Here is a 21,880-nt window from a genome sequence, read left to right as displayed (position 1 = left end):
CACCCCGACCCAGTAGTACGCAGGAAGGGCCCTGCCGGAGAAATCCGGCAGGGCCCTTCCTCGTTCTGCGTGACCGGCCGTCAGAACTGTCCATCCGTCACTGTGGGCGTGATCCCGCGTCAGTTGCCGCCGAGCTGCAGGCTGAGCGGACGTCAGCGCCGCTGGCCCTGGTGCGCCCGAGGACCACGGCTCAGGGCCCCGCCGGAGGGATCCGGTGGGGCCCTGAGTCGTTGCGCGGGGACCGCCCGGGTGGGTGGGCCGTGCCGGCTGGGGAGGGTGGGGTCAGCGCAGGTTGAGGGAGATGGAGGTCAGGTCGCCGCCGTTGATGGGGGTGGCGGAGTCGTACCAGGTGCCTGCGTTGGTGTAGATCTCGTGCAGGGTGTTGCCCTCGACGGCCTCGATGACGCGGTCGCCGGTGGGGCGGACCTTGAGGGAGAGGCTCTTGATGTCGGTGCCGGCGCCGGGGATCGGGGTATCGTGCCAGCCGTCGGCGGCCGAGCGGATCTCGTGCAGCACGCCGTTCTCGACGGCCGCGATGACGCGCTGGCCGGCGGGGTTGTAGGCGAAGCTCAGGGCGGTGACGTTCGGTGCGACGCCCTCGATCGGGTTGTCGTGCCAGCCGTCGGCGGCCGAGTAGATCTCGTGCAGCACGCCGTTCTCGATCGCCTGGATGACCCGCTGACCGGCCGCGTTGTAGGCGAAGCTCATCGCGGTGACATTCGGTGCGACGCCCTCGATCGGGTTGTCGTGCCAGCCGTCCGGGGCCGAGTAGATCTCGTGCAGGACACCATTCTCGATCGCCTCGATCACCCGGGCGCCTGACGGGCTGTAGGCGAACGAGAGGGCGGTGATGTTGGCACCGGCGCCGACGATCGGGGCGTCGTGCCAGCCGTCCGGGGCCGAGTAGATCTCGTGCAGCACGCCGTTCTCGACCGCCTCGATCACGCGGGCGCCCGACGGGCTGTACGTGAAGGCGAGCGCGCTCGCGGGGATCAGCGACGACGACGCCCCGATGACGAGGCCGCTGTCGTGCCAGACGCCGCCGTCGTTGTACATCTCCGTCACGCGCCCGTACTTCACCGCCTCGATGGTGCGGTTCAGCGGCAGCAGCTTGCCCACCTGGAGGGGCTCGGTCCTGGTGGCCGTACGACCGTGGTCGTCGGTCACCGTCGCGACCACCTGGTACGTGCCGGAGCCCGGGAAGGTGTGCACGAACGCGTCCGGGGAGTACGGTCCCGGGGCGGTCACCTTCGGCGAACCGTCACCGAAGTCCAGCGTGAACTTGGTGATGGGCCAAGGGCTTTCCGCGTAGACGTTGAGCGACGTGCGGGGCACGGACCAGTCCTGCTGCCACGACGAGACCACCGGCTTGATCGGCCCGATCGGGTCGAGGGTGACCGTGCTGGTGCTCGTGCTGGTGACGACGCCGTCGGTGACGGTGTAGGTGAGGGTGTAGGTGCCGGAGCTCGGGTAGGTGTGGGTCACCTGGGCCCAGTCGGTGACCGCTGCCTTCGGGCTGCCGTCGCCGAAGTCCAGCGTCCCGGTGACCGGGCCCCAGGCTTCGTTCGCCCGGGCCGTGATGTTCACGTCCAGCAGGCGCCAGAGTTCCTGGCTCGGCCTGCCCTGGACGCTGGACGAGAGCCGGTCCTGGAGTTCGACCGCCCCGCGGTCCACGGTGCCGGCGCCGGTGCCCGTGTTGGCGACCAAAGGGTCGTCGATCCGCGACTTGCCCAGGATGTCGGTGGCCGGCATGCCGGGTGCGGTGGCGTCGGCCGAGTCAACGGCCGCCGGCATGGGTTCGCTCAGGTCGTACTCGGCGCCGGCCACGTCGTGGCCGCCCCGACCGGTCGCGGTGGTGAATGCGGCCGGAGAAGTGTACGTACTGCCGCCCCAGGCGTAGTTCGTCTTGCCCGGTCCGAAGGACACCACGTTGTAGTCCGCCCTGGTCCCGCTGACCGAGGCCGCCGAGACCGTCAGGTCCGGCTGGGTGGGGCACAGCTCACCATCGCTGTCGGACGAGAGGACGTTGTTCACGATCACCGAGTTCGCCGAGTTTCCGGCGAGCACCACGGGGACCCCGCAGTCGGCGGAGACCGTGTTGCCGGCCAGTACGGTGCCAGGGGCGTCGGTGACCGTGATGCCCGCGCCCTTGAGCGTGACCAGGTTGGTCGTGACCACTGCGCCGGTGACCCCGGCGTCGACCGCGATGCCGCTCTGGCCCTTGTAGACGAAGTTCCGGCTGACCTTCGAGTCCGTGGTCCGCCCGGTGAGCCGGATGCCGGGTACCGCCCGCGGAGCGGCGAACCCGATCGGCCGGAGGGAGTTCGCGTCCACCGTGATGCGGTCGGCGTCCGAGACCAGGACCGCCTCCTGGAGCGCCTGCAGGCGCAGGCCGGTCACCACGACGTCGTGCACGCCGGAGAGCACGAAGGCGCGCGACCGGGTCGGTGCGTTCGCGTTGCTCGGGTGGACGCCGACCACAGCGGTGGCCTGGGTGTAGTTCGCGGCACCCTTGAAGGTGATGGGATGGCCCTCGGTGCCCGAGCGGGTGACGGTGACCTGCTCCGGGTAGCTCCCGGGTGCGATCTGCACGGTCTGACCGGGCTGCGCGGCGTCCGCCGCTGCCTGCACGGTGCAGAACGGCTGCGCCTCGGACCCCGGTCCGCTCACCGAGCAGATCCCGGCTGCGCTGTTGACGTAGAGCGTGGTCGGATCGGCCTGTGCGGCGAAGCCCGGCAGTGCCGCTCCGAGCACGGTGGAGCTGACGAAGGCTGCGGCCAGACCGACATGACGACGTGTTGGCAAGATTGATCCCCCAGTGGACGAGCGACGGCCGGCGACTCCTCCTCCGCGGAGGGATGTCGATCACCCGGCGACGCGCACAGCAGTATCCCCGAGGCGTTCCGGCCCCGGCTGCCGGGGTACCGCTTCACCGCGACGGTTCGTCACTGCACGATCGTCCGGCCGGTCGCCGTGGCGCCGCGTCGGCCCGTCCGCCTTCAGATCCCGCGGCCCGTGCAGATCCTTCGCCCGCTCGCCGCCACCGCGCTCCTCGCCCCGGTCGGACGGGCGGCCGGAGGCGGTCCGACCTGCGGGTTCGCGCTGCCGGGGCGACGAAACCGAACCACCTCCCACGGGCGTCTCCCCTTGTACGTAGACCTGCATACCGGGTATACATACTCGGTATGCAGGCTTCTTCGGTGCTTCACCGACCGGCCTGCCAGCACAGTGACGGGGTGTCGGCCCCCGACGGGCCGGGGGGACCGGGCTCCACGGGGAACGGCAGCCGCGCCTGCGCCCGGCACCTCGGGCGAGGGCGGCGAGGGCAGAGAAGAAGGAGCCGACGAGTGACAACCACAGAGATCAGGGACCCCGAGGGCGCGGTCCTGCGCCTGCGGGGCGTGTCCCGGGTGCACGGCAACGGCCCGAACCGGGTGCATGCCCTGCGCGGGATCGACCTGACGGTCCGTCCCGGGGAGTTCGTGGCCGTCATGGGCCCCAGCGGGTCGGGCAAGTCGACCCTGCTCACGTTGGCCGGGGGACTGGACAGTGCCAGCTCGGGGCAGGTCCGGGTGGAGGGGCAGGACCTGGGCAAGCTGTCCGGGGCGGCGTTGTCGGCCGTCCGCCGCCGGGCGATCGGCTACGTGTTCCAGGACTTCAACCTGATCCCCGCGCTGACCGCCGCCGAGAACGTCTCGCTGCCGCGCGAGCTGGACGGCGTCTCCACCCGGCGGGCCCGCACCGAGGCGCTCAGCGCACTCGCCGAGACCGGGGTCGCCGACCTCGCCAACCGCTTCCCCGACCAGCTGTCCGGCGGTCAGCAGCAGCGCGTCGCGATCGCCCGGGCCCTGGTCGGCGAACGCCGGCTGGTGCTGGCGGACGAGCCGACCGGCGCCCTCGACTCGACCACCGGCGAGACCGTGCTGGCCGTCCTGCGGGCCCGCTGCGACGCCGGGGCGGCGGCCGTCATGGTCACCCACGACTCCCGGCACGCGGCCTGGGCGGACCGGGTGGTGATGCTGACCGACGGTCAGGTGATCGAGGAGCGGGAACGGCAGGACGACTCCGCCGCCGGGACGGACGTGGCCCGATGAGCCTCTCCGCCTGGCGGGCCGCGCTCCGCATCGCCCGCCGCGACGCGCTCCGCGCCAAGGGCCGCAGCGCCCTCATCATCGCCATGATCGCGCTCCCGGTGGTGGGTGTCACCGGCGCCGACATCGTCGCCCGCAGCAGCCAGCTGACCCCGCAGGAGCGCAGCACCCGCCTGATGGGCACCGCCGACGCGTACGTCAGCACCGGCCGGCAGCCCGGCTGGCGGCTGGTGCAGGCACCGGACCCGGACCCGCGGACCACCACGGTCCTGTCCCAGAGCGGCCCGAAGCCCACGCCCACCCCGGAGGAGGAGGCCAGGGCCGCCTTGCCGCTGGAGCGGCTGCTGAAGCAGGCGCTCCCGGCCGAGGCCAGGCTCCTTCCGGTCGAGGCCACCGTCGTCTCCCACCTGACCAGCACCTCGTACGGCCAGGGGCAGACCCAGACCTGGGGCCTGGACCTGGCCGATCCGCTCGCCCGGGGGATCACGACGCTCCGTCAGGGCAGCTGGCCCGCCGCGCCGTACGAGATCGCGGCGTCCACCGGCTTCCTGACCGACTCCGGCCTGAAGGTCGGGCAGGACACCACTCTCAAGGGCACCACCCAGCCGCTGCGGATCACCGCCGAGGTCGAGTACCCCGGCGACCTGAAGGTGTCCCGGCTGACCGGCCGCCCCGGCGAGCTGAGCGGGCTGCTCGCGGCGCTGCCCGAGGAGAGCACGAGCCCCACGGCGCCCGGCGCCCGGGACTACCTGCTCGCCCTGCCCGGCCACGCCGCCTTCAGCTGGGAGGCGGTGCAGAACGCCAACGCGTACGGCTTCACGGTGGCTTCGCGCGCCGTGCTCGCCGACCCGCCGCCGGCCACGGCGGTCAGTTCGAGCACCCGGGCCGAGGACGACCGGACCGCGTTCAACAAGCGCACCATCGCGGTCACCGTGGTCGGGATGGCCCTGCTGGAGATCGTGCTGCTGGCCGGTCCCGCGTTCGCGGTCGGGGCCCGCCGGTCGCGGCGGCAGCTCGGGCTGCTGGCGGCCTGCGGCGGCAACCGCGCGCACGTCCGCCGGGTGGTGCTCGGCGGCGGCATCGTGCTCGGTACGGCGGGCGCCGCCGCGGGTGCGGTGCTCGGCGGGCTCGCCGTACTGGCGGGCCGGTCGTGGCTGGAGGCCCGTTCCGGTGTCCGGTTCGGCCACTTCGCGCTCGAACCGGCCGATCTGCTCGGCATCATGACGATCGGTCTGGTCACCGGGCTGCTGGCCGCGATCGTGCCGGCGGTCCAGGCCGCCCGGCAGCCGGTACTGGCCGCGCTCACCGGCCGGGTCACCGCCCGGCCGCCGGCCAGGTGGCTGGCCTTCGCCGGTGCGGGCCTGATCCTGACCGGGGTGGCGGTCGCGCTGCTCGGCCGGGTCGAGTCCACCGGGTCGAGGTCTGTGCTGGCCGGCTCGGTGCTCGCCGAACTCGGACTGATCGCCTGCACCCCGCTGCTGGTGAGCCTGTTCGGCCGGCTCGGCCGCTTCCTCCCGCTCTCGTCCCGGCTGGCGCTGCGCGACTCGGCCCGGCACCGCGGCCGCACCGCACCCGCCGTCGCGGCCGTGATGGCCGCCGTGGCCGGCGCGGTCGCGGTGCTGACCTTCCAGTCGAGCAGCGACTCGGCCTCCCGGTCCTCGTACTCCGCCTCGGCGCCCACCGGCGCCGTGGTCCTGCGGGCGTACCCGGTCTCGGAGGGGGGCCATGTCTCGGCCCCGGCCAGCGCGAAGAACGCCACCGACCTGCGGACCGCGATCGAGCGGACCGTCCCCGATCTGGGACGCCGGGCGGACCTGGCCGTGCTCGGCTACGGGGCCTGCGACGGGGCGCCCGGCTCCTTCTGCGGCAACGCGCGGCTGCTGATCCAGGGCAACTGCCCGGACCTGTCCGGCCCCGGGGCGATCGACCTGGGAGTGCAGCGGGCGGCGGCTGCCAACCCCGCCTGCGCGACCCTGCTGCGCGAGCCCGACGACATCCGCGAGCTGATCAGCGGCGACGCCACCGTGCTGCACAACCTGCTCGGCGTGGACTCCCCCGCAGCCACCCAGGCGCTCGACCAGGGCCGGGTGCTGGTGCAGGACCCGCGCTACCTGGTGGACGGCAAGGTCGTCCTCCAGCTCACCCGGTACGGCGCCACCGGCCCGGACGGCAACCAGCTCAGCACGGTCAGCCTGCCGGGCACCCTGGTCCAGGGCGAGGTGCAGGGCGCCCGTGCGGTGCTGTCGCCGACCGCCGCCCAGGCGGCCGGGCTGCTCCCGAGCTCGACCGAGTCGGTCTGGCGGCCCGCCCGGACCCTGGCCTCGGCCGAGGAGCAGCGCACCAAGGCGGCCGTCGTCCAGACCGGCGACCACGGGAAGCTCAGCGTCGAGCGCGGCTACCAGGCGGGCTCCGCCAACGCCGTCGTGCTCGGACTGGCGATCGCCGCCGCAGCCGTGGCGATCGCGGCCGCCGCCATCGCCACCGGGCTGGCGGCGACGGACACCCAGGGCGACCTGGCAACGCTGGCGGCCGTGGGCGCTCCCCCGGGCGTCCGGCGCCGGCTGTCGGGATTCCAGTGCGCCGTGGTCGCCGGGATGGGGGCCGTGACCGGGGTGCTGGCGGGCCTGGTGCCCGCCGCCGCGATCCAGCGGGTGCTCAACCTCGGCTTCACCGGCGGGGCCGGCTCCAGCGGGAGCCTCCAGGTGGCGACCGCCGGACCGCTGGTGATCCCGTGGGCCTTCCTGGCCGCGCTGGCGGTCGGCCTGCCCCTGCTCTCCTGGCTGCTCGCGGCCGGCTTCACCCGCTCGCGGGTGCCGCTGGCCCGTCGGACGGAGTGACGGACCGACGGATCCGAGCTACGGCGGCCCTGCCGGGGAGACCCGGCAGGGCCGCTGCCGGTCCGGGGACGGTAGGGCTACGGGATCACCCGGCGGCGGCGGAGGTCCGCGAAGATCTCCAGGAACATCGCCTCGGTGTCGACGAACTCGTGGAAGCCGAACCGCCGCGCCTTCGACCCGTCGGCGAACATGTCGTAGTCCCAGGAGAAGACGAAGTCGCCGAACCCCCAGGACGACACCTCGCGGTAACTGTTCGGCGCCAGACCGTACTTGGCGACCATGGCGTCCCAGACCGGTTCCTTGTCCGCCATCACCGTGTCGAGCGCGAGCGGCAGGCCGGGGGCGGTCGGCAGCTCGAAGAACCCGGCGATCCTCGGCCAGAGCTCGCTCCACCGGAACAGGTCGCCGTTGTTGATGTTGAACGCCTGGTTGGCGCACCGCTCGTCGGTCGCCGCCCAGACGGTGGCCCGCGCCAGCAGGCCGGCGTCGGTGACCTCCAGCAGCGCGTCGTACGCACCGGGCTTGCCGGGGAAGCGCAGCGGCAGGCCCAACTCCTTGGAGATCGCGGCGTACACGGCGATCACCATGGCCAGGTTCATCGGGTTGCCGAGCGCGAATCCGGTCACCACCGAGGGACGGATCGCCGACCAGGTCCAGTCCTTCCCGAGCTGCCGGTCCGTCAGGTACTCCTGCTGGTCGTGCATGAACTCCGGCGGCATGAAGTACGGGTCGCTCTCGCGGGCCGGGGTCTTGAACGGGCCGAGGTGGGCGCCGTACACCTTGTACCCCTGCATCAGGCTGACGTGCCGCAGGCCCGGCGCGACCGGCTCGATCGCCTCGATCACGTGGGTCAGCATCGCCAGGTTGGGCGGCACCAGCTCGGCCCAGGTCGGCCGGTCCTGGTAGGCGGTGTAGAAGACGTGGGTGACCTCGGTGAGCCCGGCCAGCTTCGCCTCGGTGTCGGCCCGGTCGAGCAGGTCCACGCTGATGTACCGCACCCGCTCGGCCGGTTCGCCGCCCCGGCGGGACAGGCCGACCACCTCCCACTCGCCGGTCTCCACCAGGTGGTCGACCAGGTTGCGGCCGATCACTCCGTTCGCTCCGACGACAAGTGCGGTCCTCATGTCCCGATGCTCCCGGGGGTGTTGGCGCCGGCACCGCTGCTGCGGGCCTGCACCGATCCTCCGTCGGGCCCGTGCCATGAGTCCAGGTTCTCTTTCTACTGACTGTCATAACATCGGCTCATGGTGACGCTGAGGCAGTTGGAGTACCTGGTGGCGATCGTGGACCAGGGCTCGTTCACCCGCGCCGCCGAGCTGCTGCACGTCACCCAGCCCGCGCTGTCCCACCAGATCCGGGTACTGGAGCGCCAGTCGGGCGGACCGCTGCTGGAACGCCTCCCCCGCCTGGTCCGGCTCACCCCCACCGGGCGCGCGATGCTCCCGCACGCCCGGGCCGCCCTGGCCGAGGCCCAGCGGGCCGAGCTCGCCGCCCGCCGGACCGCCGGCACCGCGAGCGGCGAGGTGGAGCTGGCCACGCTGTACGGCTACAGCCTCGGGCTGCTGCCGGTGGTGCTGCGGGCCTGGCGGCGGGCCCGGCCCGACATCGGCATCCGGCTGTTCGAGCACCGGCACGCCGACGAGCTGCGCGACGCGATGGCCGCCGGGCAGGCCGACCTGGCCCTCGGGCCGCCGCCGCCCGGCTGGAGCGGGCCGGTCCACCCGCTGGGCGAGGAGGAGTTCGTGGTGGTGGTCGCGGCGGACGACCCGGTGGCGGCGGACGGCGCCGACCGGGTCGAGCTGGCCGCGCTCGCCGACCGCGCCTGGGTGCACTACACCCCCGGCAACGGCCTGGCCGAGCTGCTGGACCGGGTCTGCGCGGCGGCCGGCTTCCGCCCCCGGGCCGCGGTCCGGACCAAACAGACCGCTGCCGCACCGCTGTTGGCCGCTGCCGGACTCGGCCCGACCCTGGCGGCCGCGCACGTCGTCCCGCCCGGCTTCGACGGCCGGCTGCTGCGGCCCGAGCCGCCGGTCAGACGCCCGCTGGCCGTCTGGACCAGGACCGAACCCGACCCGCTGACCGCCGCCTTCCTGACCGTCCTGGTCCGGGAGGCCACCGGACACCTCAACCGCGGGCCCGCTGCTGCCGCCGGTACCGTCCCGGCGCCATCCCGAACTCGCGCTTGAACGCGTTGGCCAGGGCGTACTCCGAGGTGTAGCCGACCCGGGCCGACATCGCGCCGAGCGTCGCGTCCGACTCCCGCAGCAGCCGGGCCGCCGTGGTCAGCCGCCACCAGGTCAGGTACCCGAGCGGCGGGCGGCCCACCAACGCACTGAAGCGCTTGGCGAAGGCGGCCCGGGAGAGCCCGGTCAGCGCGGCCAACTGCTCGACCGTCCAGGGGTGCCCCGGGGCACGGTGCATGGCGTGCAGGGCAGCCCCGGTCGCCGGGTCGTTCAGCGCGGCGGCCCAGCCCACCGCCCGTTCCGGTGGCGGCCGTTGGTCGAACCAGGTGCGCAGCACGAACAGCAGCAACAGGTCCAGCAGCGCCGGAACGACGGTGTCCGCACCGAGCCGGGGACGCTCCAGCTCACCGGCCAGCAGCTCGACGGCGGACCGGATCTCGGGCGGCCGGCCGGGCCCGGCGGGCAGGTACAGCAGGTCGGGCAGTTCGTCCAGCAGCGGGTGCGCCCGCCCGGGGTCGAGCTGGTACGCCCCGCACAGTGTGACCGCACCCGGCTCCGGACCGTCCGGGCGCGGGCGCCCCACCGGCGGTGCGGCGTAGCGGAGTTCGACCCGGGAGCCGTCGTCCGGTGCGTCGCAGCTGGCTTCCCGCAGCGGGGTCGACGGATGGTCGGCCAGCGCGTGGCCGTGCCCGCGGGGCATGAACACCAGGTCGCCCGCGCCCAGTTCGTACGGCTCGCCGTGTTCCGGGACCAGCCAGCACGATCCGCGCAGCACCAGCTGGAACCCCACCCCGCGCCCCGGCAGGAAGTGCTGCCCCCACGGCGCGTACCACTCGACCCGGGCCGACCGGGGTTCGCCGGTGCGCATGACGGAGACCACATCGCTCAGGACGTCCATCCGGCGAGGATACGTCCACAGCCTGTGGACGATCGCGTATGAAGTGCGGACGAGAACGCATTGGTCCGCTCCGGCTGCGCCCATACGGTCATTGAGCAGACGTCAGGACGGGCAGAGGGAGCGGGACATGGCGAGGATTCTGGTGACGGGCGCGGCCGGTGCGGTCGGGCGGCACGTGGTGGCGGAGCTGCTGGCCGCCGGGCACGAGGTACGGGCGCTGACCCGGCGGGCGGACCCCGGAGCGCGGGCCGACGGAGCGGTGGCGGTGACCGGCGATCTGACCGTGCCCCGGTCGCTGGAGCAGGCCCTGGCCGGGGTCGAAAGCGTCTTCCTGGCCTGGCCGTTGGGAACCTCCGACGGGGCCGCCGAGGTGGTGGGGCGGATCGCGCGGCAGGCCCGGCGGGTGGTCCTGCTCTCCTCGGCCGCCGTCCGCGACGTCCCCGGCCGGGGGCCCGAGTCACCCGGGCGGCCGGATGCCGAACTGGAGCGGCTGATCGCGGACTCCGGCCTGCGGCACACCTTCCTGCGGCCGCACGGCTTCATGGCCAACACGCTCCGCTGGGCGCCGGAGATCCGCGCCGACGGCACGGTGCGGGGCTACGGCGGCGCCGCCGGGCTGACCCTGATCGACGAGCGGGACATCGCCGCCGTAGCGGCCCGCGCCCTGACCGAGGACGGGCACAACGGTTCCGCGTACGACCTGACCGGCCCCCAGTCGCCCACCCAGGCCGAGCAGTTGGCGATCATCGGCCGGGCAGTGGGGCGGGCGCTGCGATGGGAGGAGCTCCCCCGGGCCGCCGCCCGCGAACGGCTGCTGGGCACCGGCTGGCCGGCCGGCATCGTCGACGGCGCCCTGGACTTCATGGCCGCCCGGATCGACTCGCCCGAGCCGGTCTCCAGCACGGTGCAGGACGTCACCGGCGCCCCGGCCCGCACCCTGGCGGCCTGGGCGGCCGAGCACGCCGCGGCCTTCCGCTGACCGCCAAGCGAAAACCCGGGCGGCCGCTCAGGCCGGCGGGCCGAGCTGCGGTCGCCAGAGCTCAGCCATCAGCTCCGCGATCCGGGTCGCGGTGAGCGGGCCGCTGGCCAGCGTGGCGGCCAGGTCGGGGAGCAGGTTCGGCGGCAGGGTGCGCGGGTCGCCGATCAGGACGGACTCGTCCGGGAAGGTGAGCAGGACGAGGGGAGCACCGTCGTCGAGTTCGGCGTGGTACCAGGTGACTCTGTTCATACGGCCCCCTCCCGGCGACGGCGGACGCGTTCGACCCGGGACGGAATCGAACGTACACCCGATTATGGGGGCTGGCGAGGAAGGCGCGGTACCGCAATACCGCACGGGTCTGACAATCAGCCTTCGCCGGGGCCCCGGGGAGCACTCCGACCGGCCACGAAGGCCTCGATCACGGCCCGGACCTTGGGCAGGTCGGCCGGGTCGAGCTCGGCCAGGTGCGCCACGATGGCCCGGGCGTCGGCGGGCAGGCCGGTCAGCTCGGTGGTCACGTAGTCCAGGTACTGCGCCGCGGCGGCCTGCTGGACCCGGAGCAGCGGCAGGCCGAGCCCGGCGGCGAGCGCGCGGAGCACCTGCGGCTCGGGCGCGCGGACCACCTCGTTGCGGACCAGCTTGTGCAGCCAGGTGGTGCCGGGGCGGTAGCCGGTGGCCGGGTCGACGGTGGACTCGGTGAGCCGGCGGAAGGTCACGCCTGGGCGGTCGAGGGCCTCGCGGACCAGCCGGGAGAGCGCGTCGTCGGCCCCGCCGGTCGTCGTCGCAGGCATCTCGTGGTCTCCCTCGCGGCACTCTCCCCTCGCCCCGGCCTGGGCGAGAGCACGGGCGGTCGGCGGGCCGACAGCCGCGTTCGCGAACGAGGCTAACAGCGCCAACCTGCCGATGCTGCCACTTACCGGCGCCCATGACCAGCCGGTTCGGTGACGTGCCCCGCGAATCGAAAATAAATCGAATACGTGTTCGCGTTCGCGAACGCATCTAGGTAAGGTCCTGTCCGCGAGCAACGACCGAGGGTTCAGCGCAGCAGATCAGAGCAGCAGCAGGAGGCCATCCGTGAGCATGTCGACCGAGTTCTTCGGAGTCCCGATCCAGCGGAGCCGCCAACCCGTCGCGACCCGGGTGCCGCAGCGCCCGCTCTCGGCGCTCCGGCCGCTGTTCGAAGCGGTGCTCCGGGACCCGGTGATCGCGGCCTTCGGCTGGTCCCAGATCGGCCCCGGCCTCGGCGAGTCCGGCTCGGCCGGGCTCCGGATCGGCCCGCCCTGGTTCCGCACCACGGCCGACCACGCCGAACAGGACCTGTACGCGCTCTCGCTCGACCTCCCCCACCCCAGCCTCGGCGGCCACCACTACGGCCCGGGCCCCTCCCCGCTGCGCTGGCGCCGGCTGCCGTACCAGGGCCCGGACCGGGCCAGGTTCGGCCGGGCCAGGCAGCTGGCCGACGCCCTGGAGTCCGGCTCGTTCGACCGGGCCCTGGCCGAGTCCTTCGGCGGCCCCGGCGGCGGCTCCACGGCGGTGACGGTCTGGCGGGACCGGATCCGGGTGGTGGAGTGCGCGTTCCCCTGAGCCGGCGGCCGGTACCCCGTTCCGCGCGTCCGCGGCGTTCCGCCGGGCCGCCGGGATCGGGTTTGATGGGGGGATGAGCAACGAGAAGAGTCCCGTACCGGAGTGGGAGCAGCGGTTCCGGGCGGCGCGGGTCTCCCTGCCCGACTGGGCCGAGCAGGCCCCCGAACGAGCCCTCTACGTCTCCAACTCGACCGGCACGTACGAGATCTACGCCTGGGACCGGGCGGCCGACACCCACCGCCAGGTGACCTCCCGCTCGAACGGGACCACCGACGCCGAGCTGAGCCCGGACGGCGAGTGGATCTGGTGGTTCGACGACACCGACGGCGACGAGCTCGGCGTCTGGCGCCGCCAGCCGTTCACCGGCGGCCCCGACGAACAGGCAGTACCGGGGGTGCCCGCCGCGTACGACGCCGGCCTGGCGCTCGGCCTGGACGGCACCGTGGTGGTCGGCACCTCGGGCGACGAGGACGGCACCACCCTCTACCTGCGCCGCCCCGGCGCCACCGAGGTGGAGCAGGTCTACCGGCACGAGGAGTACGGCGGGGTCGGCGACCTCAGCCACGACTCCGCCCTGCTGGCGATCGACCACACCGAGCACGGTGACGCGATGCACTCCGCGATCCGGGTGATCCGGCTCGCCGACGGCGCCACGGTGGCCGAGCTGGACGAGGTGACCGGGCGTCAGAACCCGTGCGGGGTGGCCTGCCTGGGCTTCGCCCCGGCCGACGGCGACACCCGGCTGCTGATCGCCCACCAGCGCACCGGCCGCTGGGAGCCCGCCCTCTGGGACGTGGCCACCGGCACCGAGACCGCGCTGACCCTCCGCGACGACCAGGGCCGGGAGTTCCCCGGCGACCTCTCCGCCCAGTGGCGCCCGGACGCCCGCGCCCTGCTGGTGGAGCACGAGTACGAGGCACGCAGCGAGCTGTTCTCGTACGAGCTGGCCTCCGGCGAGCTGACCCGGCTGGACACGCCGCGCGGCACCGTCTCCGGTGCGACCTCCCGGCCGGACGGGACGGTGGAGTTCCTCTGGTCCTCCGCGGCCGAGCCCTCGGCGGTCCGGTCGACCGCGGGCACCGTGGTGCTGCGGGCCCCCGGCCCGGTGCCGCCCGGCTCGGTGCCGGTCGAGGACGTCTGGGTGGATGGCCCCGGCGGCCGGGTGCACGCGCTGGTCCAACGCCCCTCCGGCAGCGGCCCGTTCCCCACCCTGTTCGAGGTGCACGGCGGACCGACCCACCACGACAGCGACTCCTTCGCGGCCGGCCCCGCCGCCTGGCTCGACCACGGCTTCGCGGTGGTCCGGGTCAACTACCGCGGCTCCACCGGCTACGGCCAGGCCTGGACCGACGCCCTGCACGGCCGGGTCGGCCTGATCGAGCTGGAGGACATCGCCGCCGTCCGGGCCTGGGCGGTCGACTCCGGCCTGGCCGACCCGTCCCAGCTGGTGCTCTCCGGCGGCTCCTGGGGCGGCTATCTCACCCTGCTCGGCCTCGGCACCCAGCCCGACAGCTGGACCCTCGGCCTGGCCGCCGTCCCGGTCGCGGACTACCTCACCGCGTACGAGGACGAGATGGAGGCGCTGAAGTCGCTGGACCGCACGCTGTTCGGCGGCTCGCCCGAGGAGGTGCCCGAACTCTGGCACGCCTCCTCGCCGTTGACCTACGTCGAGCAGGTCAAGGCCCCGGTCTACCTGAGCGCCGGGCTGAACGACCCGCGCTGCCCGATCCGGCAGATCGACAACTACGTCACCCGGCTGGAACAGCTCGGCAAGGAGCACGAGGTCTACCGCTACGATGCCGGGCACGGCTCGCTGGTGGTCGAGGAGCGGATCAAGCAGCTCCGACTGGAGATCGACTTCGCACGGCGGCACCTGGGGAGAACGCGTTGACCATCGGACGTGGGGTGGCGGCCTCCGCCGCCGTACTGGCGCTGCTGCTGGGCGCGGCGGGCTGCTCGACCGGCTCGGACGACGACTGCGACGACAACCGCTCGGCGGGGGTGACCGGCACCTCCCAGGTGTCACCGGTCTCGGCCCAGCTGCTGGCCAAGTCGAGCAAGGGGTCGAAGAGTTCGAAGTCGTCGAAGTCCTCGAAGAAGGCCAAGAGCCACAAGGGCTCGACCCACCGCAGCGCGGACGGCGACGACTGCGACGACTGAGGGCTGCTGCTAGTCGGTGACCGGGTCCAGTCCGAGGGCCCGGTCCCTGGCGTTCTCCGCCTCGCGGCGGGCCAGCCGGAACCACATGAACACCACGAAGCCGCCGAAGACGAACCACTCCAGCGTGTAGCCGAGGTTCTGGAACGCCCGCAGGCTCAGCCCGTTGCCGCCCTCCGGCTGCACCGTCGGCACCGCGCTCAGCCCGGCCGGCACCGTGTCGGCGGCCACCCAGCCGTCGTAGCCGACGTCCGGCACCACGTTCACCAGCGCCGCCGGGCTGATCGTGCCCAGCTGCCCGACCGGCAGCCCACCGGCCACCGCGCCGTTGCTGCCGCTGTTCTCCGGCGCCTGCAGCCGCCCGGTGACGGTCACCGGGTCGGTGCCCACCTCCGGCGCGGTCCGGCCGGTGGCCTGTCCCGGCGCCCAGCCGCGGACCACCGCGACGCAGCGGCCCTCGCCCGGGCAGAGCGGGGTGAGCACGTAGTAGCCCTGCTTGCCGTCCACCGTCCGGTTCGGGACGAGCAGTTGATGGGCCGGGTCGTAGCGCCCGGTCAGGGTGACGGTGCGGCCGACCGTCTCGGTGGTGACGCGGGCCTGCGGGTCCGGCAGCAGTTCCGCGAACGGGACCGCCGCTCCGCTGGTGGCCGCGTCGGCGGAGCGGACGGCGTCCTGGTGCCGGTTCACCTGGTCCTCGAACCGGCTGAGCTGCCAGGAACCGAGGAACAGGCAGACCACGACCGCCAGGACGGCGACCACGGTGCCGCCGAGCCAGCGCGAAGTCAGGAGAAACCGGTACACACGCACCACGGTAACCACCCCTACACCGCTCCCCGACACCAGGGCCGTCCCGCAGCGCCCGACCAGGGGCCCGGATGCCCGCCGCCCATGTGCCGCTGGCCGCGCCCTGGCTAGGGAGTCGCGGAAGGCGAGGGCTCCGGGATGCGTTCCGCGCCGGTGCGGTAGACGGTGCCGGTGCAGGCGTTGGAGAGGGTGGCCACGACCGGGCGGCCGCCGGGGTCCGGGGTGTGGGTGAGGGTGACGGTGGTCGGGGCGGCGGTGGGGCTCGGGGTCGGCTCGGGCGACTGGGCCGGAGTGGGCGAGGGGTCGGAGCCCGGGGCCTCACTCGGGGCGGCCGAACCGGACGGCCCCGGCAGGGCGGCCATCGCCGCCCGGGACTTGGCGTTCTCGGCACCGGGACAGGAACCGTCCGGCACCCAGCCGAACCGCACCTGGTACCCCTTCATCGGCGCCAGCAGCAACGGCCCGCCCGCGACCGGGTCGGCCAGCCCGGAGGCCGGCCCCCCGGCGGTGTGCGCGACCACCCTGACCTTGGCCGAGTCGGTCACCAACTGCCCGCCGCCGATGAGTTCGCAGGCCCGCCCCGAGGTGTTGACCACCCGGAACCAGCCGTACACCCGGCCGTCCGCGTCGGCCGCCTCCAGGTGGGAGCTGCCCTGCCCGAGGTCGGCCTGGCCGCAGCCGGGCGCCGGGCCCGTCCCGGCCGTCGGCGTACCGGGGACGCCGGCCAGCGACCCGCTGGCGGTGACCTCGGTGCTCGGTCCCGACTGGCTGCCGGAGGCGGCGGCGGTGGCCGACGACAGCGGCGGGTTCGGCCGGGCGGTGCCGTCGGCGGAGGGCCGGGGCACCGTGGTGGCGCCGGTCGCACCGGTCACGGTCGGGCCGTCGACCGGACCGCCGGAGAGGTCGAGCTCCTGCACGCCCCGGAGGGTCGGCAGCACTGCCACGGTGAGCAGGGCGGCGGCCGCCGCCCCGGTCCAGAGCGAGCGGTGCCTGGCCCGCCGCCGCGGCACCGCGCTGCGCAGCCGGGGCAGCGCGGTCGGGTCCGGCTGCACCTCGGCCACCGCGCGGTGCAGCCGCGCGCGCAGCGCGTGCTCCAACGCGTCCTCCCCCGGGGACCGTTGATCGTCAGTCATTGCTGCTCTCCATCAGCACCCGCAGGGCGGCCAGTCCACGCGAACCGTACGCCTTGACCGAGCCGACCGAGATCCCGAGCGCTTCGGCCACCTGGGCCTCCGTCAGGTCGGCGTAGTAGCGCAGCACCAGGACCTCCCGCTGACGGCGTTGCAACCCCCGTAGCGCGGCCTTCAACTGGTCGCGCTCCAGCGCATCGTAGGCGCCTTCTTCTGCACTGGCCATGTCAGGCATCGGCTTGGGCAGCAGCCGCAGCCCGAGGATGCGCCGGCGCAGGGTGGACCGGGACAGGTTGACCACGGTCTGCCGGAGGTAGGCGAGGGTCTTCTCGGGCTCACGGACCCGGCGGCGGGCGGCGTGCACCCGGATGAACGCCTCCTGCACCACGTCCTCGCAGGAGGCGACGTCGTCCAGCAGCAGCGCCGCCAGCCGGAGCAGGGAGCGGTAATGCGCCTGGTAGGTCGCGGTGAGGTGGTCGACGCTGGCTCCCGCCGCACCCGCCGCGGCGGTGCCCATCCGACTATCGACCGGCCGTGCCGCCACGCGCACGGTGCCCACCACCACTGCCCCCACCACCACGTTCGCCACGCATGTTGGACACTTGATCCCCTGTCATGGTTGCCCCGGACTGCGGGTCATTCTCCCGCACCGACCGGAGCCCCTCCAGTGCTCCTGCGGGGGAATCTGACGGATCGTCTCCCGTTCACCGGGACTCAACCGCAAGGGCCCGACCACGGAGGCCCACTCACCTGGGCTCAACCCCGGACGGAGAACTCGCCCGCCACCAGCTCGGCGATCTGCACCGCGTTGAGGGCAGCGCCCTTGCGCAGGTTGTCGCCGCAGACGAAGAGGTCGAGCGCGGTGGGATCGTCCAGCGCCACCCTGACCCGGCCGACCCAGACCGGGTCCGTCCCGACGGCGTCGTTCGGGGTGGGGAACTCCCCTGCCGCCGGGTCGTCGTAGAGCACCACGCCGGGGGCGTTCTGCAGGATCTCCTGGGCGTGCGCCTGCTCCACCGCGCGCTCGAACACCGCGTGCACGGCCAGCGAGTGGGTGGTGACCACCGGGATCCGGACGCAGGTGGCGGAGACCTTCAGGCCCGGCAGGCCGAGGATCTTCCGCGACTCGTTGCGGACCTTGAGCTCCTCGGAGGACCAGCCGCCGGCCTCCAGCGTGCCGGACCAGGGCACCGCGTTCAGCGCGAGCGGGGCCGCGAACGGGCCGTTGTCGCTGACCACCGCCCGCAGGTCGCCGGTCTGCTCGCCGACCGGGGTGCCCGCCACCTCGGCGGTCTGGGCCCGCAGGGTGTCCACCCCGCTCTGCCCGGCACCGGACGCGGCCTGGTACGCCGCGACCACCAACTCGCTCAACCCGTACTCGGAGTGCAGCGCGGCCAGCCCACCGATCATGGTGAGCACGGTGCAGTTGGGGTTGGCGACGATGCCGCGCGGGCGGATCAGCGCCGCCGGGGCGTTCACCTCGGGGACGACCAGCGGGACGTCCGGGTCCATCCGGAAGGCGCCGGAGTTGTCGACCACCACGACGCCCTTGGCCACCGCGATCGGGGCCCAGCGGGCGGCGATCTCGTCCGGGACGTCGAAGATCGCCACGTCGATCCCGGCGAACGCCTCCTCGGAGAGCTCGACCACCTCGGTCTCCACCCCGCGGACCGTCAGCAGCCGGCCCGCCGAACGGGACGAGGCGATCAGCCGGATCTCGCCCCAGACGTCCCGACGCATCGAGAGGAGGCCGAGCAGCACGGCTCCGACGGCGCCCGTGGCGCCGACCACCGCAAGGCTCGGCCTCCTCTCGGAGGTCATCGGCCGGTACCGCCGTAGACGACCGCCTCGTCCGTCTCGGTGTCCAGGCCGAAGGCGCTGTGGACGGCGCGGACCGCCTCGTTGACGTCGTCGGCCCGGGTGACCACCGAGATCCGGATCTCCGAGGTGGAGATCAGCTCGATGTTCACGCCGGCCTCGGAGAGCGCCTCGAAGAAGGTCGCGGTCACGCCGGGGTTGGAGCGCATGCCCGCGCCGACCAGCGAGATCTTGCCGATCGCGTCGTCGTAGCGGAGCGACTCGAAGCCGATGCCCTCCTTGACCCGGCCCAGGGCGTCGATGGCCTTCTGGCCCTCGGTCTTGGGGCAGGTGAAGGAGATGTCGGTGAGACCGGTGGCCGCCGCCGAGACGTTCTGCACCACCATGTCGATGTTGACCTCGGCATCCGCGATGGCACGGAAGATCCGGGCAGCCTCGCCCGGCTTGTCGGGCACGCCAACGACCGTGACCTTGGCCTCGGACGTGTCGTGGGCGACTCCGGAGATGATCGCCTGCTCCATCTCGCCCCCTTCGGGCTTGATCGGGTTGATGCTGCTGACAATGGTCCCCGGCAGGCCGGAGAAGGACGAGCGTACGTGAATCGGGATGTTGTAGCGCCGGGCGTACTCCACACAGCGGTCAAGGAGCACCTTGGAGCCGGACGAGGCCAGCTCCAGCATGTCCTCGAAGCCGATCCAGTCGATCTTGCGGGCCTTCTTCACCACCCGCGGGTCGGCGGTGAACACGCCGTCCACGTCGGTGTAGATCTCGCAGACCTCGGCGCTCAGCGCGGCGGCCAGCGCCACCGCGGTGGTGTCCGAGCCGCCCCGGCCCAGCGTGGTGATGTCCTTGCTGGCCTGGGACACGCCCTGGAAGCCGGCCACGATCGCGATGTTGCCCTCGTCCAGGGCGTTGCGGATCCGGCCCGGCGTCACGTCGATGATGCGCGCCTTGTTGTGGACCGAGTCGGTGATGACCCCGGCCTGGCTGCCCGTGAAGGACTGGGCCTCGTGGCCCAGCGACCGGATCGCCATGGCCAGCAGGGCCATCGAGATCCGCTCTCCAGCGGTCAGCAGCATGTCGAACTCGCGCCCGGAGGGGATCGGGGAGACCTGCTCCGCGAGTTCGATGAGCTCGTCCGTCGTGTCACCCATGGCGGACACCACGACGACGACCTCATGGCCGGCCTTCTTGGTGTCGACGATCCGGCGGGCGACGCGCTTGATGCCCTCGGCATCCGCAACGGATGAGCCGCCGTACTTCTGCACGACAAGGCCCACGAAAGCTCCTCGACTAGTGGCGTTTTTCGGGGGACTGGTGGCCCCCGCGCCCCCCGGTGGACGGGGGCACTGCGGTCGGCGCCAGTCTAGCGAGCACCATGGCCCTGACCGGCGGTTTCCACATGGTGAGACGTGCGTACCACGTTCCGGTCACCCCGCCGCGGCCCCGGACCGGCAGGTCTCCGGGCCGCCTCCGCCCGCCCCGGAGATTTGCCGGGGAGAGCGGCACGGCACCTCGGATTCGCCACCGGCCGGGCCGGCCGTGACTGCTTCGTCACACCGTCGAAGGTCCGGCTACAGACCGAGCTCGGCGGCCATCAGATCGCCCGCCTGCTGCTCCAGCTGCTCCTCCGTCAACCCGTCGTCGTCGATGTCCGCGCCGTCCGCCGCCGCGCCGATCGGGCTGTCCAGCCGGACGTGCGCGATCAGCGACTGCAGTGCGCGCAGCACCGCCGTGCAGGTCGAACCCCAGCTGGAGAGGTAGGAGAACTGCCACCACCAGAGCGCCTCGCTGACCCGGCCCTCCTGGTAGTGCGTCAGACCGTGCCGCAGCTCGCTGACCACACCCGCCATGTCGTCCGAGATCCGGAACGCGCTCGGCTTCTCCGGCGGCCCGTACGGGTCGAAGACCTCGTGGTAGACGTCGATCGGGGCGAGCAGGGCGGCCAGCCGCTCGCGCAGCTCGACCCCGTCCGGCTCGGGGCCCGCGTCCGGCTCGAACCGGTCCTCCGGGACGACGTCCTCGATCGCGCCCAGCCGGCCGCCGGCCAGCAGGAGCTGCGAGACCTCCAGCAGCAGCAGGGAGACGACGCTCCCCGGCTCGTCGCCCTTGGCGACCTCGGTCACGGCGAGCACGAAGCTCTCGACCGAGTCCGCGATCTGCACCGCGAAGTCGTCCGGCTCGTGCCTGTGGGTGCTGCCGTTGGTGCTGCTGTTGGTGTCCTGCGTAACGCTGGGCTGCTCAGACATCGAGAAGTCGTCTCCCTTCGAAGGCCCGTCCGAGGGTGACCTCGTCGGCGTACTCCAAGTCCCCACCGACCGGCAGGCCACTGGCCAGCCGGGTCACCTTCAGGCCCATCGGCTTGCACAGCCGGGCCAGATAGGTGGCGGTCGCCTCCCCCTCCAGGTTGGGGTCGGTGGCCAGGATCAGCTCGGTCACCGTGCCGTCCGCGAGCCTGGTCATCAGCTCGCGGATCCGCAGGTCGTCCGGGCCGACGCCCTCGATCGGACTGATCGCGCCGCCCAGCACGTGGTACCGGCCGCGGAACTCGCGCGTCCGCTCCACCGCCACCACGTCCTTGGGCTCCTCGACCACGCAGATCACCGCACGGTCGCGCCGCTGGTCCAGGCAGACCCGGCACTGCTCGGCCTCCGCGACATTGCCGCAGACCACGCAGAACCGGACCTTCTCCTTGACCTCCAGCAGTGCGTGCGCCAGTCGGCGCACGTCCACCGGGTCGGCTTGCAGCACATGGAAGGCGATCCGCTGCGCGCTCTTGGGCCCGACGCCGGGCAGCCTGCCCAGTTCGTCGATCAGGTCCTGAACCACGCCTTCGTACAACTTCGCGCCTTCCCTCGGGCCCTGGCCACCGGCAGTGCCGTCGGCTCCGGTGCCATCATCCAACGAATCGGGCGTCGGACGCACCGTCCGACGCCCGACTCACCATAAATCTCGCCCCGACCCTCCCGGGCGGTCCGGCCCCGGTGGGCCGGCCGGCCCTGGTGGGTGCTCCGGGCGTGCGTACCGCTCCGTCAGAACGGGAGGCCGGGGATGCCGCCGCTGAGGCCCTGGGCCAGCGGGCCCATCCGCTCGGCCTGCATCTTCTGCGCGGTCGCGTTGGCGTCCCGGACCGCGGCCAGGATCAGGTCGGCCAGCGTCTCGGTGTCCTCCGGGTCGACCGCAGCCGGGGCGATGGTCAGCGAGACCAGCTCACCCGCACCGGTCACGGTCACCTCGACCAGACCGCCGCCCGCCGAACCGGGGACATGTGCCTCCGCCAGCTCGCGCTGCGCCTTCGCGAGCTCCTCCTGCATCTTCTGCGCCTGCTTCAGCAGCTGCTGCATATTGGGCTGGCCACCACCAGGGAACACGGCTCACTCCTGTACCTGTACACGGAAA

Annotated in this window: 20 protein-coding genes; 7 read left to right on the top strand and 13 right to left on the bottom strand. The window is 73.2% G+C overall.

What is annotated here, in order from left to right; translation table 11 throughout:
* Window positions 1-282 precede the first annotated feature (282 nt).
* Window positions 283-2,805 (bottom strand): PKD domain-containing protein, encoded by a 2,523-nt coding sequence (locus ABT118_RS01865; RefSeq protein WP_350644213.1) that lies wholly within the window; start codon window positions 2,803-2,805, stop codon window positions 283-285.
* A 542-nt stretch (window positions 2,806-3,347) separates the two neighbouring features.
* On the opposite strand from ABT118_RS01865, the gene ABT118_RS01860 reads away from it, so the two are divergent.
* Window positions 3,348-4,094 carry an ABC transporter ATP-binding protein gene (locus ABT118_RS01860; protein ID WP_350644211.1) on the top strand — a complete coding sequence of 249 codons (747 nt, stop codon included), beginning with the start codon at window positions 3,348-3,350 and terminating at the stop codon, window positions 4,092-4,094.
* Window positions 4,091-6,928 carry an FtsX-like permease family protein gene (locus tag ABT118_RS01855; RefSeq protein WP_350644209.1) on the top strand — a complete coding sequence of 946 codons (2,838 nt, stop codon included), beginning with the start codon at window positions 4,091-4,093 and terminating at the stop codon, window positions 6,926-6,928. Before ABT118_RS01860 ends, ABT118_RS01855 begins: the two co-directional genes overlap by 4 nt.
* Before the next feature lie 77 nt (window positions 6,929-7,005).
* On the opposite strand, the gene ABT118_RS01850 is transcribed toward ABT118_RS01855, so the two are convergent.
* Window positions 7,006-8,052: an SDR family oxidoreductase gene (locus ABT118_RS01850; protein ID WP_350644207.1), complete on the bottom strand. Its 1,047-nt coding sequence runs from the start codon at window positions 8,050-8,052 to the stop codon at window positions 7,006-7,008.
* 120 nt (window positions 8,053-8,172) lie between these two features.
* Here ABT118_RS01850 and ABT118_RS01845 point away from each other — a divergent pair, with 120 nt between their 5' ends.
* Window positions 8,173-9,114 carry a LysR family transcriptional regulator gene (locus tag ABT118_RS01845; RefSeq protein ID WP_350644206.1) on the top strand — a complete coding sequence of 314 codons (942 nt, stop codon included), beginning with the start codon at window positions 8,173-8,175 and terminating at the stop codon, window positions 9,112-9,114.
* On the opposite strand, the gene ABT118_RS01840 is transcribed toward ABT118_RS01845, so the two are convergent.
* Complete coding sequence (locus tag ABT118_RS01840; RefSeq protein ID WP_350644205.1) at window positions 9,053-10,009, bottom strand: AraC family transcriptional regulator; 957 nt, start codon at window positions 10,007-10,009, stop codon at window positions 9,053-9,055. The genes ABT118_RS01845 and ABT118_RS01840 overlap by 62 nt on opposite strands.
* Before the next feature lie 127 nt (window positions 10,010-10,136).
* Between ABT118_RS01840 and ABT118_RS01835 the strand changes: the two genes are divergently transcribed.
* Complete coding sequence (locus ABT118_RS01835) at window positions 10,137-10,988, top strand: NAD(P)H-binding protein (RefSeq protein WP_350644203.1); 852 nt, start codon at window positions 10,137-10,139, stop codon at window positions 10,986-10,988.
* A 27-nt stretch (window positions 10,989-11,015) separates the two neighbouring features.
* On the opposite strand, the gene ABT118_RS01830 is transcribed toward ABT118_RS01835, so the two are convergent.
* Both ABT118_RS01830 and ABT118_RS01825 read right to left on the bottom strand, forming a co-directional pair.
* Window positions 11,016-11,237 carry a hypothetical protein gene (locus ABT118_RS01830; RefSeq protein ID WP_350644202.1) on the bottom strand — a complete coding sequence of 74 codons (222 nt, stop codon included), beginning with the start codon at window positions 11,235-11,237 and terminating at the stop codon, window positions 11,016-11,018.
* Window positions 11,238-11,353: 116 nt separating this feature from the next.
* Window positions 11,354-11,779, bottom strand: a complete 426-nt coding sequence (locus ABT118_RS01825; protein ID WP_350644200.1) for a hypothetical protein — start codon at window positions 11,777-11,779, stop codon at window positions 11,354-11,356.
* Window positions 11,780-12,062: 283 nt separating this feature from the next.
* Here ABT118_RS01825 and ABT118_RS01820 point away from each other — a divergent pair, with 283 nt between their 5' ends.
* From ABT118_RS01820 to ABT118_RS01810, 3 genes are all read left to right on the top strand, one after another.
* The gene (locus tag ABT118_RS01820; protein WP_350644199.1) at window positions 12,063-12,572 is read left to right on the top strand and encodes a hypothetical protein; all 510 of its coding nucleotides are present in this window, start codon (window positions 12,063-12,065) and stop codon (window positions 12,570-12,572) included.
* 73 nt (window positions 12,573-12,645) lie between these two features.
* Window positions 12,646-14,463 carry a S9 family peptidase gene (locus tag ABT118_RS01815; RefSeq protein WP_350644198.1) on the top strand — a complete coding sequence of 606 codons (1,818 nt, stop codon included), beginning with the start codon at window positions 12,646-12,648 and terminating at the stop codon, window positions 14,461-14,463.
* A complete protein-coding gene (locus ABT118_RS01810; RefSeq protein ID WP_350644197.1) occupies window positions 14,460-14,732 on the top strand; it encodes a hypothetical protein in 273 nt (90 codons plus the stop codon). Before ABT118_RS01815 ends, ABT118_RS01810 begins: the two co-directional genes overlap by 4 nt.
* Before the next feature lie 9 nt (window positions 14,733-14,741).
* Here the strand turns inward: ABT118_RS01810 and ABT118_RS01805 are convergent, their stop codons facing one another.
* The 8 genes from ABT118_RS01805 to ABT118_RS01770 all read right to left on the bottom strand — a co-directional run bounded on the left by ABT118_RS01805 (window position 14,742) and on the right by ABT118_RS01770 (window position 21,852).
* The gene (locus ABT118_RS01805) at window positions 14,742-15,530 is read right to left on the bottom strand and encodes an SURF1 family protein (RefSeq protein ID WP_350644196.1); all 789 of its coding nucleotides are present in this window, start codon (window positions 15,528-15,530) and stop codon (window positions 14,742-14,744) included.
* Window positions 15,531-15,640: 110 nt separating this feature from the next.
* Window positions 15,641-16,666, bottom strand: a complete 1,026-nt coding sequence (locus ABT118_RS01800; RefSeq protein ID WP_350644195.1) for a dihydrolipoyllysine-residue succinyltransferase component of 2-oxoglutarate dehydrogenase complex — start codon at window positions 16,664-16,666, stop codon at window positions 15,641-15,643.
* A complete protein-coding gene (locus tag ABT118_RS01795) occupies window positions 16,659-17,180 on the bottom strand; it encodes a SigE family RNA polymerase sigma factor (protein WP_350644194.1) in 522 nt (173 codons plus the stop codon). Before ABT118_RS01795 ends, ABT118_RS01800 begins: the two co-directional genes overlap by 8 nt.
* Window positions 17,181-17,419: 239 nt before the next feature.
* Window positions 17,420-18,484 (bottom strand): aspartate-semialdehyde dehydrogenase, encoded by a 1,065-nt coding sequence (locus ABT118_RS01790; RefSeq protein ID WP_350644192.1) that lies wholly within the window; start codon window positions 18,482-18,484, stop codon window positions 17,420-17,422.
* Window positions 18,481-19,761 carry an aspartate kinase gene (locus ABT118_RS01785; protein WP_350644190.1) on the bottom strand — a complete coding sequence of 427 codons (1,281 nt, stop codon included), beginning with the start codon at window positions 19,759-19,761 and terminating at the stop codon, window positions 18,481-18,483. Before ABT118_RS01785 ends, ABT118_RS01790 begins: the two co-directional genes overlap by 4 nt.
* Before the next feature lie 294 nt (window positions 19,762-20,055).
* Window positions 20,056-20,730, bottom strand: a complete 675-nt coding sequence (locus tag ABT118_RS01780) for a DUF5063 domain-containing protein (protein ID WP_350644188.1) — start codon at window positions 20,728-20,730, stop codon at window positions 20,056-20,058.
* Window positions 20,723-21,322, bottom strand: a complete 600-nt coding sequence (recR, locus tag ABT118_RS01775; RefSeq protein WP_350644187.1) for a recombination mediator RecR — start codon at window positions 21,320-21,322, stop codon at window positions 20,723-20,725. Before recR ends, ABT118_RS01780 begins: the two co-directional genes overlap by 8 nt.
* A 191-nt stretch (window positions 21,323-21,513) precedes the next feature.
* Entirely contained in the window at window positions 21,514-21,852 is a 339-nt protein-coding gene (locus ABT118_RS01770) for a YbaB/EbfC family nucleoid-associated protein (protein ID WP_350644185.1), read from the bottom strand.
* Between the last annotated feature and the right edge of the window lie 28 nt (window positions 21,853-21,880).

Source organism: Kitasatospora sp. NPDC002040 (assembly GCF_040296785.1).
Taxonomy (GTDB): Bacteria; Actinomycetota; Actinomycetes; order Streptomycetales; family Streptomycetaceae; genus Kitasatospora.
The sequence above is the reverse complement of the archived record's forward strand: the minus strand, read 5'-3'. Positions and strand labels throughout refer to the sequence as shown.